The sequence below is a fragment of the Pseudomonas sp. GW821-FHT07E12 genome, assembly GCF_058986605.1.
In genome coordinates this window covers 1-13,616 of the sequence record NZ_JBYSVX010000061.1, presented here as the reverse complement: position 1 = coordinate 13,616, position 13,616 = coordinate 1, and the positions used below count along the sequence as shown (strand labels likewise).

Annotated in this window: 11 protein-coding genes; 5 read left to right on the top strand and 6 right to left on the bottom strand. The window is 66.1% G+C overall.

Translation table 11 applies throughout. The features are described 5' to 3' along the window. Nucleotides 1-97: 97 nt before the first annotated feature. The 3 genes from AC3WJE_RS20250 to AC3WJE_RS20240 form a co-directional block, all read right to left on the bottom strand. Entirely contained in the window at nucleotides 98-1,120 is a 1,023-nt protein-coding gene (locus AC3WJE_RS20250; RefSeq protein WP_493732642.1) for a copper resistance protein B, read from the bottom strand. Continuing rightward, nucleotides 1,117-2,940, bottom strand: a complete 1,824-nt coding sequence (locus AC3WJE_RS20245) for a copper resistance system multicopper oxidase (protein WP_493732641.1) — start codon at nucleotides 2,938-2,940, stop codon at nucleotides 1,117-1,119. The genes AC3WJE_RS20250 and AC3WJE_RS20245 overlap by 4 nt, the downstream gene beginning before the upstream one ends. 184 nt (nucleotides 2,941-3,124) lie before the next feature. Next, complete coding sequence (locus AC3WJE_RS20240; protein WP_493732640.1) at nucleotides 3,125-3,505, bottom strand: CopL family metal-binding regulatory protein; 381 nt, start codon at nucleotides 3,503-3,505, stop codon at nucleotides 3,125-3,127. Between the two features lie 103 nt (nucleotides 3,506-3,608). Here AC3WJE_RS20240 and AC3WJE_RS20235 point away from each other — a divergent pair, with 103 nt between their 5' ends. The 4 genes from AC3WJE_RS20235 to AC3WJE_RS20220 all read left to right on the top strand — a co-directional run bounded on the left by AC3WJE_RS20235 (nucleotide 3,609) and on the right by AC3WJE_RS20220 (nucleotide 8,773). Next, nucleotides 3,609-4,712: a PLP-dependent cysteine synthase family protein gene (locus AC3WJE_RS20235; protein WP_493732639.1), complete on the top strand. Its 1,104-nt coding sequence runs from the start codon at nucleotides 3,609-3,611 to the stop codon at nucleotides 4,710-4,712. 38 nt (nucleotides 4,713-4,750) lie between these two features. Then, entirely contained in the window at nucleotides 4,751-6,829 is a 2,079-nt protein-coding gene (locus tag AC3WJE_RS20230; protein ID WP_493732638.1) for a M3 family metallopeptidase, read from the top strand. An 83-nt stretch (nucleotides 6,830-6,912) separates the two neighbouring features. Continuing rightward, nucleotides 6,913-7,746 carry an SH3 domain-containing protein gene (locus tag AC3WJE_RS20225; RefSeq protein WP_493732637.1) on the top strand — a complete coding sequence of 278 codons (834 nt, stop codon included), beginning with the start codon at nucleotides 6,913-6,915 and terminating at the stop codon, nucleotides 7,744-7,746. A 325-nt stretch (nucleotides 7,747-8,071) separates the two neighbouring features. Continuing rightward, nucleotides 8,072-8,773, top strand: coding sequence for an SH3 domain-containing protein (locus AC3WJE_RS20220; protein WP_493732636.1), 702 nt, complete (start codon nucleotides 8,072-8,074; stop codon nucleotides 8,771-8,773). A gap of 198 nt (nucleotides 8,774-8,971) precedes the next feature. On the opposite strand, the gene fabB is transcribed toward AC3WJE_RS20220, so the two are convergent. Together fabB and fabA are read right to left on the bottom strand one after the other, a co-directional pair. Continuing rightward, on the bottom strand, nucleotides 8,972-10,180 hold the full coding sequence (gene fabB, locus AC3WJE_RS20215; protein ID WP_493732635.1) for a beta-ketoacyl-ACP synthase I: 1,209 nt from the start codon (nucleotides 10,178-10,180) through the stop codon (nucleotides 8,972-8,974). Further along, nucleotides 10,180-10,695, bottom strand: a complete 516-nt coding sequence (gene fabA / locus AC3WJE_RS20210; RefSeq protein ID WP_493732634.1) for a 3-hydroxyacyl-[acyl-carrier-protein] dehydratase FabA — start codon at nucleotides 10,693-10,695, stop codon at nucleotides 10,180-10,182. Before fabA ends, fabB begins: the two co-directional genes overlap by 1 nt. A gap of 206 nt (nucleotides 10,696-10,901) precedes the next feature. On the opposite strand from fabA, the gene dinB reads away from it, so the two are divergent. Next, a complete protein-coding gene (gene dinB / locus AC3WJE_RS20205) occupies nucleotides 10,902-11,966 on the top strand; it encodes a DNA polymerase IV (protein WP_493732633.1) in 1,065 nt (354 codons plus the stop codon). A gap of 631 nt (nucleotides 11,967-12,597) precedes the next feature. Here dinB and AC3WJE_RS20200 read toward each other — a convergent pair. After that, nucleotides 12,598-13,527 carry a DMT family transporter gene (locus tag AC3WJE_RS20200; protein ID WP_493732632.1) on the bottom strand — a complete coding sequence of 310 codons (930 nt, stop codon included), beginning with the start codon at nucleotides 13,525-13,527 and terminating at the stop codon, nucleotides 12,598-12,600. Nucleotides 13,528-13,616 lie beyond the last annotated feature (89 nt).

Sequence of the window (13,616 nt, the reverse complement as noted above, 5' to 3'; positions counted from 1 at the left end):
ATCTACACTGCTGGACATTCGTCGGCAGTGTCAGAGGTGGAGAAGAGACATGCCCCATCGCGGCTGAAGCCGCTCCTACGAGGGCGATGCGATTGGCTCAGAACCAGATCCGCACGCCCGCCACGAACCGACTCTCGCGCACGGGCTCGCCGTGCTCGCGCGCCACATCGGCACCATCACCGAAGCGGCGTTCGTGTTCCCAGCCGATATAGGGCGCGAAGCGACGGGTGATCTCGTAGCGCAGGCGCAATCCGGCTTCGGCGGTGTCGCCGTCGCTACGCGCTGCATCGCCGCTGAGCACGAACGTGGTCTCGATCTTCGGTTGCAGGATCAACCGGTGGGTCAGCAGCACGTCGTACTCGGCTTCCAGCTTCAGCAGGCTGTCGCTGCGCTCGCCGAAGTAGAGCGTGGCGGCGACCTCGAACTTGTACGGTGCCAGGCCCTGCACGCCGAAGGCGGCCCAGGTGCTGCCGTCCGGCCGGAACTGCTGGCGCACACCGGCGAGCAGATCCCACCACGGCGAGATCGCGTGGCCGTACAGCACGTCCAGATCGGCGGCATGGGTGCGACCACCTTCGCGTTCGCCCTCGCTGCGCAGCCACACCCGGTTGATGTCGCCACCGACCCAGGCGCTGGCTTCCCACGCCTGTCCGTTGCCGCTGTCGCGATTCCAGCCTTCCAGTCGATCGAGCAGGACATAGGAATTGAGGCCGGGCGCATGCATGTCATGCATGTGCAGGTTGGGGAACGCGGCGGCGCGGTCGGCATCGGTGATGGCGGGGATCGGTTCGCGCGGCTGCGTGGCTGCGTCGCTCATCGCTGGATGATCCATGCAGGCGTGCCCCATTGCCGCGTGATCCATCGCGTCGTGCTTCATCGAGGCGTGGTCCATCGAGCCGTGGTCCATCGCGGCATGATCCATTCCATCGTGACCGGATGCAGCGTGCTGCATGCCGTCCTCGGATGCCGGTTCCGTCTGCGTGCCGCTGTCCTGCCCGTCATCGGCATCCTGCATCTGCATCGCCGCATGATCGTGTGCCTGCTGCTGTGCGAACGCCGGCAGCGCCAGCGCGAACAGCAATGCCGTGGCCAACGCGTTCGTTCGGAGGCTGGTCTTCATGCGCGTTCCTCCACGCGCACTTCGCGCATCATCCCCGACTCCATGTGATAGAGCAGGTGGCAGTGGTAGGCCCAGCGGCCGAGTGCGTCGGCGCGCACGCGGTAGCTGCGGCGCGTGCCGGGCGCGATGTCGATCGTGTGCTTGCGTACCTGGAACGCGCCGTCGGCATCTTCCAGGTCACTCCACATGCCGTGCAGATGGATCGGGTGCGACATCATCGTGTCGTTGACCAGCACGATGCGCAGGCGCTCGCCGTAGTTCAGTCGCAATGGTTCGGCGCCGGCGAACGGGATGCCGTTGAACGACCAGGCGAATTTCTCCATGTGTCCGGTCAGGTGCAGCTCGATCTCGCGACCGGGCTCGCGGCCGTCCGGGTCGTCGAACAGGCTGCGCAGGTCGGCGTAGGCGAGCACGCGACGGCCGTTGTCGCGCAGGCCGATGCCGGGATCATCCAGGCGCGGCGAGCTGGCGCTGCTGCGCATGTCGACCAGTGGATTGCGGTCTTCGCTGGCGGGATGCTGCGGAGTCTTCTTCGCCATCGCCGGCATCGCATGCGCGGTGTGATCCATCCCGCTCATGTTCATGCCGCTCATGTCCATGCCCTTGGCCATGTTGGCGCCGCAGCCACCTTCCATGCCCTTCATCGCGCTCATGTCGTGGCCGCTGTGGGACGCCATGTCGTGGCCCATGTCCTGCATCGTCAGCAGCGGACGCGGGTCGTTCGCCGGTACCGGCGCTTCCAGGCCGTGACGCACCGCCAGCGTGCCGCGCACGTGACCGGTGCGGCCCATGTCCTGCGCGTAGATGGTGAAGGCGTCCTGGCCGATGGGCTCGACGATCACGTCATAGGTCTCGGCATTGGCGATGCGCAGTTCGTCCACCGTCACCGGGTGCACGTACTGGCCGTCGGCAGCGACCACGGTCATCTTCAGTCCGGGGATGCGCACGTCGAAGTAGGTCATCGCCGAACCGTTGATGATCCGCAGCAGCACCTTTTCGCCGGGACGGAACAGGCCGGTCCAGTTGCCGGCCGGCGTGGTGCCGTTGAGCAGGTAGGTGTAGGTGTTCGCGTTGACGTCGGACAGATCGCTCGGCGTCATCCGCATCCGCCCCCACATGCCGCGATCGGCCAATGTGCTGCGCAGGCCGTCCTCGCGCGCATCGCGCAGGAAGTCGCCGACGGTGCGCTGGTAGAGGTTGTCGTAGCTCGGCATCTTCTTCAGCCGCCGGAACAGCGCGGCCGGATCGAGATCGGTCCAGTCCGACAACAGCAGCACGTGCTCGCGGTCGTAGCGGTATGGCGGTGGTTCGATCGGATCGATGATCAGCGCGCCGTACAGCCCGGCCTGCTCCTGGAACATCGAGTGGCTGTGATACCAGTAGGTGCCGGACTGGCGCAGCTGGAAGCGGTACTGGTACGCCTCGCCCGGCGCGATGCCGTCGAAGCTCATGCCCGGCACGCCGTCCATGTTCGCCGGCAGCAGGATGCCGTGCCAGTGGATCGAGCTGTGTGCGTCGCGCAGGCTGTTGGCGACACGCACGCTGACCGTCTCGCCCTCACGCCAGCGCAATGTCGGCGCCGGCAGCGAGCCGTTGACGGTGATGGCCTGGCAGGCGCGGCCGGTGAAATCGACCGGCAGGGTGCCGATGCTCAGGGCCAGCTCGGTGGCCCGCAGTACCGGAACTTCGGCCTGCTGGCCGCTGGCGAATGCGGATGGACGCCACAGGCCGGTGCTGATCGCGACCCCGCCGACGGCAAGGCCCTGGACGAAGCGGCGGCGGCCGGGCAGGGCCGGGCGCTCGAAGAAATCGGATGACATGGTGTGCTCCATGACCCGTACTGCAGCATCGGCAGCCCAGGTCGAATGTTCGAAAGCATGGACTGTGGGAGGGACTTGAGTCCCGACGGGGCTTTATCCGGGGACAAAGCGTCGGGACTTATGGCCCGAGGCCACCCAGAGTCCCTCCTACAAGAGCTGGCGCGATCATCGCGCCGATGCCATGTCAGGCGATGGGAGGTCGGATTGGCCGGTACGGGGCCGGATCGCCGTGGCGATCGTGCAGCGCCCAGCTCGGCTGCGAGGCGCGGAGGGCTGGCAGGCGGATCGACGTGGGCAGCGCCAGCGTGACGCTGCAATGCTGCAGGCAGTCACAGCTGCCGCTCTTGCAGCAGCTGTCGTGCTTCTGGCCGGCCGCGTCATGCGGGGTGGCCGGGGCGTGTTCATCGGCCATCGCGGCCATGCCGGTCATCGCTGCATCGTGGCAGGGCGCACTGGAGGCCTGCGCGGGCGCCGGCATTGCCATCCCGCTCGCCGCCCACGCGCCGCCGGTCGTGTTGACGACCAGGCACAGGCACAGCAGCAGGCGGAGCAGGATCGAGGGCACGGGCGACCGGGCTGGATGAACGCGGCGGAAAGGATAGCACCGGCCCCATGACCGGCCGCCACAGGGGCGTAGAATCACCACGTTCCCGCACCTTTTGCTCCCCATGTCGCAACGCCAGTGGGTGGCCAACGCCATCCAGAAGATCGAGGCGGACTTCAACCGGTCCGCCGACACCCACCTGATCCCGATGGAACTGCCGGGCTATCCGGGCATCGACCTGTATTTCAAGGACGAGTCCAGCCATCCGACCGGCAGCCTCAAGCACCGTCTGGCGCGCTCGCTGTTCCTGTACGCGCTGGCCAACGGCTGGCTGCGTGAAGGGCGGCCGGTGATCGAGGCCTCCAGCGGCTCGACCGCGGTGTCGGAGGCGTATTTCGCGCGCCTGCTCGGCCTGCCGTTCATCGCGGTGATGCCGGCCAGTACCTCGCCGGAAAAGATCGCCGCGATCGAGTTCCAGGGCGGCCGCTGCCATCTGGTCGAGCGCGCCTGCGACCTGAACGCCGATTCCGAGCAGCTCGCACGCGAGACCGGCGGCCATTTCATGGACCAGTTCACCTACGCCGAACGGGCCACCGACTGGCGCGCCAACAACAACATCGCCGAATCGGTCTTCAAGCAGCTGGCCGAGGAGCCGCACCCGATCCCGACCTGGATCGTCTGCAGTCCCGGCACCGGCGGCACCGCCGCCACGCTCGGCCGCTACGTGCGCTACCGCCGCCACGCCACCGGCATCCTGTGCGCGGACCCGGAGGTGTCGGTGTTCTTCGACGGCTACCGCCGCGCGCTGGCCGGCGAGGACACCGAGAGCCTGGCGATCACCGGCGGTTCGCGGATCGAGGGCATCGGCCGTCCGCGCGTGGAGCGCAGCTTCATTCCCAACTGCGTGGACGCGATGATCAAGGTGCCCGATGCGCTGTCGCTGGCGGCGATGCGCCACGTCAGCGCGACCCTGGGCCGGCGTGTGGGCGGCTCGACCGGCACCAACTTCGTCGGCGTGCTGCACGCGGCCGCGCGCATGCGCGATGAAGGCCGCAACGGCTCGATCGTCACCATCCTGTGCGACAGCGGCGAGCGCTACGCGCACAGCTACTACAACCGTGACTGGTACCTGCAGCGCGGCATTCCGATCGTGGAGAACGATGACGCCATTGCCGTAGCAGTAGCCGGTGGGCCGCTGCCGACACTGCCTTGCGCCGCGCTGGAATGAACGCCATATCCGCATCGGACCGACTTCCCGAGAACACCATGACCAATCCCCTGCTCGATTTTTCCGGCCTGCCGCGTTTCGACGCGATCCGTCCCGAACACGTCGCCCCGGCGATCGACCAGTTGCTGGCCGAAGCCGAAGCCGCGGTGAAGCACGCCGAGACGCTCGCGCCGGTGAGCTGGGATGGTTTCGTGGTGCCGCTGGACGACGCCACCGAGCGGCTGTATCGCGCCTGGGGCCAGGTATCGCACCTGCAGGCGGTGGTGAACACCCCGGAACTGCGTGAGGCCTACAACGCCAACCTGCCCAAGGTCAGCCGCTTCGGCAGCGCGCTCGGCCAGAACCTGGCGCTGTACGCGCAGTACAAGCAACTGGGCGAATCGTCCGAGTGGGACGGCTACGACGCCGCGCGCCGCAAGGTGGTGGAGAACGCGCTGCGTGACTTCCGCCTCGGTGGTGCCGAACTGGGCGAGGCCGACAAGGCGCGCTTCGCGCAGATCCAGGAAGAACTGTCGGCGCTGTCGGCGAAGTTCTCGCAGAACGTGCTCGATGCCACCGACGCATGGTCGTATGTGGTGAGCCCCTCACAAAAGCAGCGCACGTCCTTGTGCGCGGACTCTTTTGACGCCAGCGACGAGGCCGAACTGGCCGGGTTGCCAGGCGAAGTAGTCGCGGCTGCGCGCGCCGGTGCCGAGAAAGAGGGCAAGGCGGGCTGGAAATTCACCCTGCAGGCGCCAAGCTATCTTCCGGTGCTGAGCTACGCCGACAACCGCGCGCTGCGTGAGCGTGTCTACCGCGCCAGTGCGGTGCGCGCCTCCGAGCTGGGCGATGATCCGGCACTCGACAACAGCGCCAACATCGCCCGCATCCTCGCGCTGCGTACCGAACTGGCGGCGCTGCTGGGGTTCGCCAGCTACGCCGATTACTCGGTCGCGACGAAGATGGCGGAGAGCCCTGCCGAAGTGCTCGGCTTCCTGCACGACCTGGCCGCACGCGCCAAGCCCTATGCACAGCACGATCGCGCCGAGCTGGAAGCATTCGCGAAGGACGAGCTGGACCTGGACACGCTGGAAGCCTGGGACATCGGCTACGCCAGCGAGAAGCTCAAGCAGGCGCGCTACAGCTTCTCCGAGCAGGAGGTGAAGCAGTACTTCGCCGAGCCGAAGGTGCTGGCCGGATTGTTCGAGGTGATCCATGCGTTGTACGGCCTGCGCGTGGAACAGGACAGCGCGCCGGTCTGGCATCCGGACGTGCGCTTCTACCGGCTGGTCGATGCCGACGGAAAGCTGGTCGGGCAGTTCTATCTCGATTTGTACGCCCGCGAGGGCAAGCGTGGCGGCGCCTGGATGGACGACTGCCGCAACCGTCGCGACAAGAGCGAAAGCGTGCAGACCCCGCTGGTCTATCTGGTGTGCAACTTCGGCGGCGGGGGTGACGGCAAGCCGGCCACGTTCCGCCATCAGGAAGTGATCACCCTGTTCCACGAAATGGGCCATGGCCTGCATCAGCTGCTGACCCGTGTCGGCGAGCTGGGCGTGGCCGGCATCAACGGCGTGGAGTGGGATGCGGTCGAACTGCCCAGCCAGTTCATGGAGAACTTCTGCTGGGAATGGGAGCGCGTGCAGGCGATGACCGCGCATGTCGATACCGGTGCGCCGCTGCCGCGCAACCTGTTCGATCGCATGCTGGCCGCGCGTAATTTCCAGAGCGGCATGTTCACCGTGCGCCAGCTCGAATTCGGCCTGTTCGACATGCAGCTGCACAGTGGATTCGATGCACAGCAGGATGACGTGATGCAACTGCTGGATCGCGTGCGCGCCGAAGTCGCGGTGAACATGCCACCGGCCTGGGCACGCTTCCCGCATCAGTTCAGCCATATCTTCGCCGGTGGCTACGCGGCCGGTTACTACAGCTACAAGTGGGCCGAAGTGCTCAGCGCCGACGCTTACGCCGCATTCGAGGAAGCGCCAGCCAAGGCTGCCGAAACCGGTGCGCGTTTCCGCCACGAAGTGCTGGCACGCGGCGGCAGTCGCAGCGCGGCCGAGAACTTCCGTGCCTTCCGTGGCCGTGCACCGAAGATCGATGCGTTGCTGCGCCACAACGGCATGGCCGGCTGAGGTTTCACGCTGCCGTTCCCGGGTGCGGAGTTAGATCGTGGAGCCCGGAATGGCCGGGCTTTGCGGTCATCCAGGAGCACAACATGAAGCGCCTGATCTTCTGCGGGGTGCTGCTGGCGGCGGTGGCGGTCGCCGGCACTGCGCAGGCCCAGTCCCGCACCGGCTACACCGTCTCCAACGCCAATCTCCGTGCCGGCCCCGATGTCGGTTATCCACGCGTGTCGACCTTGCCCGGTGGCGTGCCGGTGGATATCTACGGTTGCGTCGACGACTGGTCGTGGTGCGACGTGCAATGGCGCGGCGAACGCGGCTGGATCTCCGCAGGCCTGCTGGAATACGACTATTCGGGTCGACGCGTGGACGTGTACAGCTCCGGCGCGTCGATCGGTCTGCCGATTCTCGCGTTCGCGCTGGGCGCGTACTGGTCCGACCACTATCGCCAGCGTTCCTGGTACCGCGAGCGTGATCGCTGGAACGGCTATCGCCCGCCATCGCGTCAGCCGCAGTACCGCCCGGGCCAGCCGCGACCGATGCAGGGGCGGCCGCAACAGCAGCCATATCCTTCGGCCGGGAACCGCCCGCCGCAGGGGCGGCCGGGTGACAACGGATACCGAGGTCAGGATCGCGATCAGAACCGTGGTCAAGACCGCGGCCAGAATCGTGATCAGGATCGTAATCAGGATCGTAATCAGGATCGTGGCCATGACCGCCGGACCGAGCAGCAGCGTCCGGTGCAGCAGCCCCAGCGTGCTGATCAGAACATGCGTCCGGCCAATCCCGCGCAAGCAGGGCGCCCTCCGCAGCAACAGCCGACGGGGCAGCAGAACGACCGTCAGGGGGCTCGCCCGCAACAGCAACGCAAACAGGACGGCCAGCGTCGTGACGACGGCAAGCCGCAGGACGATCACCCTGTGTAAGCGGTTCCGTCTGACGGGCCGCGATGCCTGCTTCATGACATGAAGCCCCTCTCCTGCCTGGAGAGGGGTAATGATTCGAGGGCAAGCCCCGCCCGTCGCTTCCGTATAGACGGGAGTCTGGTGACCTTCGTTGTGATCGGACCGAGCGCCGTCGAATCGCCGTCTGCACGGGGACAACGGCGTTAAAACAGTCGTTGTCTTCCCGGCCCTGAGCTGAATCGCGTGCATTGCGTGTCGTGCCGCAGCGTGTACTTGCGCGCTACAAAGGAACGGCAGGGGTATCAGGAACCGGCCGGCGGCGTTGCCCGGCCCCAAGGAGGACGCGATGAGGTGGCTGTCATGCAGTGCGGTGGTGTTGCTGTTGCTGGCCGTGCCGGCGATAGCGCAGCAGAGCGGTCATGCCTATGGCGCGGCCACGCTGCGTGCGGGCCCATCCCACCAGTACCCGCAGGTAGCATCGATATCGCGCGGTGACGATCTGCAGGTTCATGGCTGCATCGCGGATTGGTCGTGGTGCGATGTGCGCTGGCAGGAGCAGCGCGGCTGGATATCGGCGGCGATGATCGTGTTCGATACACGTGACGATGGCAGCACGGTCGCAACAGCGGTGCCGACGATCGAGTTTTCCCTGGATGATTACTGGAACGCGCACTACCGCACGCGCTCCTGGTCCCGCGAGCGCACGCGCTGGCGTGGCGTTTCGGTGCCGGCGGAGACGCCGCTTCCCAATGCATTGGTGCGCCAGTTGGCGCCGCCGCAGCCGGAGTGGACGCCCGCGCTTCCCGCCGAACCCTCCGGCGCTTGGGCGCCGCCGCCGTGGATTCCTCCGGGCGAGCGCATGGACAGCCAGTTGCCGCCTCCGGATGCGCTGAATCCGAAGCGGCATCCGGAGTGGCACGAGAACACGGCAGGGCCCGTGGCCTGGTCGCCTCTGCATCCGGCGGAGATAAAGCTGATCGAGGAGGAGGCAAAGAAGCGCAAGGAGCAGGAGGCCAAAGATAAGGCGGCCAAGGATCAGAAGCCTTAGGGCGCATCGGCCTCAATTGCCGCGAAGAAACGGTACTGACGGGCTGCAGGCTGGCGGCGAGCCACGATACGGTTGTTCGAACAGCATGATCGGCCGCTCACCTTCTCCCGCTTGCGGGAGAAGGTGCTCGAAGCGCGACTGAGCACGCGCTTGCTTCAGCAGCAGGCAGCAAAAGCGTTCGCCGAACCCGCAATCGCGCTACACCTTCGCGAACACCAACGCGGCATTGGTGCCGCCGAAGCCGAAACTGTTGGACATCACCGTCTCCAGCTTCGCCTCACGGCTTTCGCGCACGATCGGGAAACCTTCCGCACGCGGATCGAGCTGCTCGATGTTGGCCGAGCCGGCGATGAAACCGTCGCGCAGCATCAGCAGGCAGAAGATCGCCTCGTGCACGCTCGCCGCACCCAGCGAATGACCGGAAAGTGCCTTGGTCGACGACAACGGCGGTACCGCCTCGCCGAACACCTCGCGCACCGCCTGCAACTCGGTGACGTCGCCCAGCGGCGTGGAGGTGCCGTGGGTGTTGAGATAGTCGATCGGGCGCTCCAGGCCCTGCATCGCCATATGCATGCAGCGCACCGCGCCCTCGCCGGATGGCGCGACCATGTCGGCACCGTCGGAGGTCACGCCGTAGCCGACCAGCTCGGCATGGATGTGCGCGCCACGCGCCTTGGCGTGCTCGTAGTCCTCCAGCACCAGCATGCCGCCACCGGAGCCGATCACGAAGCCATCGCGCTGTGCGTCATACGGGCGCGAGGCGACCTCGGGGCGGTCGTTGAAGCCGGTCGAGAGCGCGCCCATCGCATCGAACATCACGCTCATCGACCAGTGCAGTTCCTCGCCGCCGCCGGCGAACATCACGTCCTGCGCGCCGTGACGGATCAGATCGGCGGCCGCGCCGATGCAGTGTGCCGACGTCGCGCACGCCGCCGACAGCGAGTAGCTCAGGCCGCGGATACCGAACGCGGTCGCCAGCGACGCCGACACCGCCGAGCACATGGTGCGCGGCACCATGTACGGGCCGACCTTGCGCACGTTGCGCGTGCGCAGCAGATCGGCGGTCTCCACCTGCCACTGGCTGGAGCCGCCGCCGGAACCGACGATCAGGCCGGTGCGCAGATCGGTGACCGTCTCCGCGTCCAGTCCGGCATCGGCGATCGCATCGCGCATGGCCAGGTAGGCGTAGGCCGAGGCATCGCCCATGAAGCGCTTGAGCTTGCGATCGATCAGCGCATCCAGATCGAGATCGACCCGTCCGCCGACCTGACTGCGCAGCCCCATCTCGGCGTGGTCGGGCAGCGCACGGATGCCGGAGCGGCTCTCGCGCAATGCCTGCGACACAGTGTCCAGATCGTTGCCAAGGCAGCTGTTGATACCGATACCGGTGATGACGACGCGACGCATCAGAACGCCTCCGTCGAGCTGAACAGACCCACGCGCAGATCCTTGGCGGCGTAGATCTCACGGCCATCGACCAGCATGCGCGCGTCGGCCTGCGCCATCACCAGCTTGCGGTTGATCACCCGGCTGATGTCGATCTCGTAGCGCACCAACCTGGCATCCGGCAGCACCTGCCCGGTGAACTTGACCTCGCCACAGCCCAGCGCACGGCCCTTGCCGGACGCGCCGATCCAGGTCAGGAAGAAGCCGGTCAGCTGCCACATCGCATCCAGCCCGAGGCAACCGGGCATCACCGGATCGCCGATGAAGTGGCAGCCGAAAAACCACAGGTCCGGGTGGATATCCAGTTCCGCATGCACGTAGCCCTTGCCGTGCGGACCGCCCTCGTCACGGATGTCGGTGATGCGATCGAACATCAGCATCGGGTCGTTGGGAAGGCGGCCGAAACCCGGGCCGAACAGTTCACCGCGGGCGCTGGCCAGCAATGCGTCGCGCGAGAACGCGTGGGTACGATTCATGGATCATCCTGCGGATGCGAGGTGTCGAAGGCGCGCAGGGTGCACGAGCTTTCGGCGTTCAATCAAACGTTTTATCCGTACTCATGCGTAGCGTACGCAGGCGTGCGGCGCCGAAGCGGCACATCGATGCCGCCGCTATCGGATGCAGTATGCGCGCGCTCGCGTAAGATGCGCGAAAACATACGCCACCGCAGGTGTCATCCCCGATGCGCAAGATCATCCACGTCGACATGGACGCGTTCTACGCGTCCGTGGAACAGCGTGATGATCCGGCGCTGCGCGGCAAGCCGGTGGTGGTGGCCTGGCGCGGGGCGCGCTCGGTGGTGTGTGCGGCCTCGTACGAGGCTCGCAAGTACGGCGTGCGCTCGGCGATGCCGGCGGTGCGCGCCGAGCGGTTGTGTCCGGATGCGATCTTCGTGCCGCCGGATTTCACCCGTTACAAAGCGGTGTCGCGGCAGGTGCGTGAGATCTTCCAGCGGCATACCGATCTGGTGGAGCCATTGTCGCTGGACGAGGCTTATCTCGATGTCACCGAGGCCAGGAGCGGCATGACCGTCGCCACCGAGATCGCGCAGCTGATCCGCGCACAGATATTCGAGGAAACCTCGTTGACCGCCTCGGCCGGCATTGCGCCGAACAAGTTCCTCGCCAAGATCGCCTCGGACTGGCGCAAGCCGAATGGTCAATTCGTGATCCCGCCTTCGCGCATCGAAGCGTTCCTGACACCGTTGCCGGTCGGGCGCATCCATGGCGTCGGCAAGGTGGCGGAAAGCAAGTTGAACGCACTTGGCATCAGCACGGTCGGCGAGTTGCGCCAGCGGCCGTTGGAGGAGTTGCAGGCGCATTTCGGTAGTTTCGGGCTTGGCCTCTACAACCGTGCACGCGGCATCGACGAGCGGCCGGTGCAGCCGCATCAGGAAGTGCAGCAGGTGTCGTCCGAGGACACCTTCGCCGAGGATCTGCCGCTGGAGGAACTTGCGCCGCATATCGCGCGTCTTGGCGAGAAGACCTGGAATGCGGCGCGGCGTGTCGATCGTCAGGGACGCACGGTGGTGGTGAAGTTGAAGACGTCTGCGTTCCGCATTCTTACTCGAAGCCATACGCCGGAGCGGCCGCCGCAGTCGGTGGAGGAGTTCGTGTTGATCGCGCAGGCGTTGCTGAAGCGTGTGGAGTTGCCTGGGGAGACGCGGTATCGATTGGTGGGGGTGGGGTTGGGTGGGTTTGATGAGGTTGAGGAGGAGGTGGTGGTGCAGGAGCGGTTGTTCGATTAGGGAATTTCTGGTTGCTCTTGCTTGGTGGGCCTTGGCTTTGTTGGTGTCATTTGTCAGTGTCAGGAAAGCGGGTAGCTGGCAGTCTCCGTCGTGACCTATCTACCGTCGTCCCTGCGCAGGCGGGGACCCAGTGACTTCCGCATCCGTCCTCTACCGTTCCCCACTATCTCTCTACCGTCATCCCCGCGTAGGCGGGGATCCATGGACGTTGCTTTTAGCTTCTTGACGTTGAAATGGCCGCAACTTCAACTTCAACTGCCAAGGCTTTCGCTCCTTCGGAGCGAGTCACCTTTCTTTGCTCGTGCAAAGAAAGGTGACCCAAAGAAAGCACGCCCCAGTCCTCGCGCCCTTCGCTGCGCTACGGGTGCACTCCGCCAGCGGGATTTTCTGACGCGGCATCCATGCCGCGGCAGAAAACGACGCACATCCATGTGCGTCGCCCCTGCGGGGTTTTTCCCGCTGGCTCCGTCGCTGCGGATGGGGGCCCCGGGAAAGTCAAAGTCCAAGGCAACAGCAAAGGCAGAATCACGAGCAACGGCAACGGCAACCGCAACCGCAACCGCAGCCGCAGCCGCAACCGCAGCCGCAGCCGCAACCGCAACGGCATCGATGTAGCTGGTTGCGGTCCGCTCTATCGTGCAGACAGGTCGCCGCTTTCAGTCTGCGGCGTCCGCCGCCGCTCCAACAGCGGATGCAGGAACACTGCACCCAGAATGATCGCTACGCCAAGGTAGAACAGGGGTGCCAGTTCCTTCTGTTCGCCCAGCAGCAGTGCGGCGAGCACGATGGCGTAGATCGGTTCGAGGTTGGTCACCAGTTGCACCGAATAGGCGCTGAGGTGACGCAGGGCCACCAGGGATAGTGCGAACGGCAGCAGTGTGCAGGCCAGGGCCAGTGCGAGCAGCAGGGAGGCGTCGTGTAGATCCGGGATCACCAGCAGGTTGCCGCTGAAGGCCGGCAGCAGCATTGGCATCAGGGGCGCGAGCAGGGTCAGCAGCAGGGTGCCGGCGCCCAGTTCCAATGCGGTGACGGTGAGCGGATCGGCATGGCTGACCATGCGCTTGTTGAGTGATCCGAACAGCGACACCAGCAAGGCGGACACCGCACCCACCGCGATGCCGGCGCGCATGCCGTCCGGGACGCCGCCTACCACCATCGCCACGCCCGGCAACACCGCGATGCCGAACAGCAGTTCGCGGGGTTGGAAGGGGCGATGTGCCACCCAGGGCTCGATCACCGCGGTGAATACCGGTGCCAGTGCGATGCAGGTCGCCGCTACCGAAGCATTGGCCAGCTTGATCGCGCCGTAGAAGGTCAGCCAATGCAGCGCGACCAGTGCGCCGATGCCGCAGTAAGCCAGTGCCAGTTTCGGCGTGAGTGCGCGCAGGCCACGCCAGACACGCGGCAGCAGCGCCAGCGCCACCACCACGATCAGCATGCGCCACCACACCAGCGGCAGCGCCGGCAGTGTGGTCAGCTTGCCGAGGATTGCGGTCACGCCCCACAGCAGGACGCAGAAATGGATTTGCAGTTGCGCCTTGCGCAGGGGAGTCATCGGCATCCGGCTATTTTCGCCGAAGCGCCGGCAGCGTGACCATTGAAATCACTGTAGGAGCGGGGGGGGGGGGGGGGGGGGGGGGGGGCGGGGGG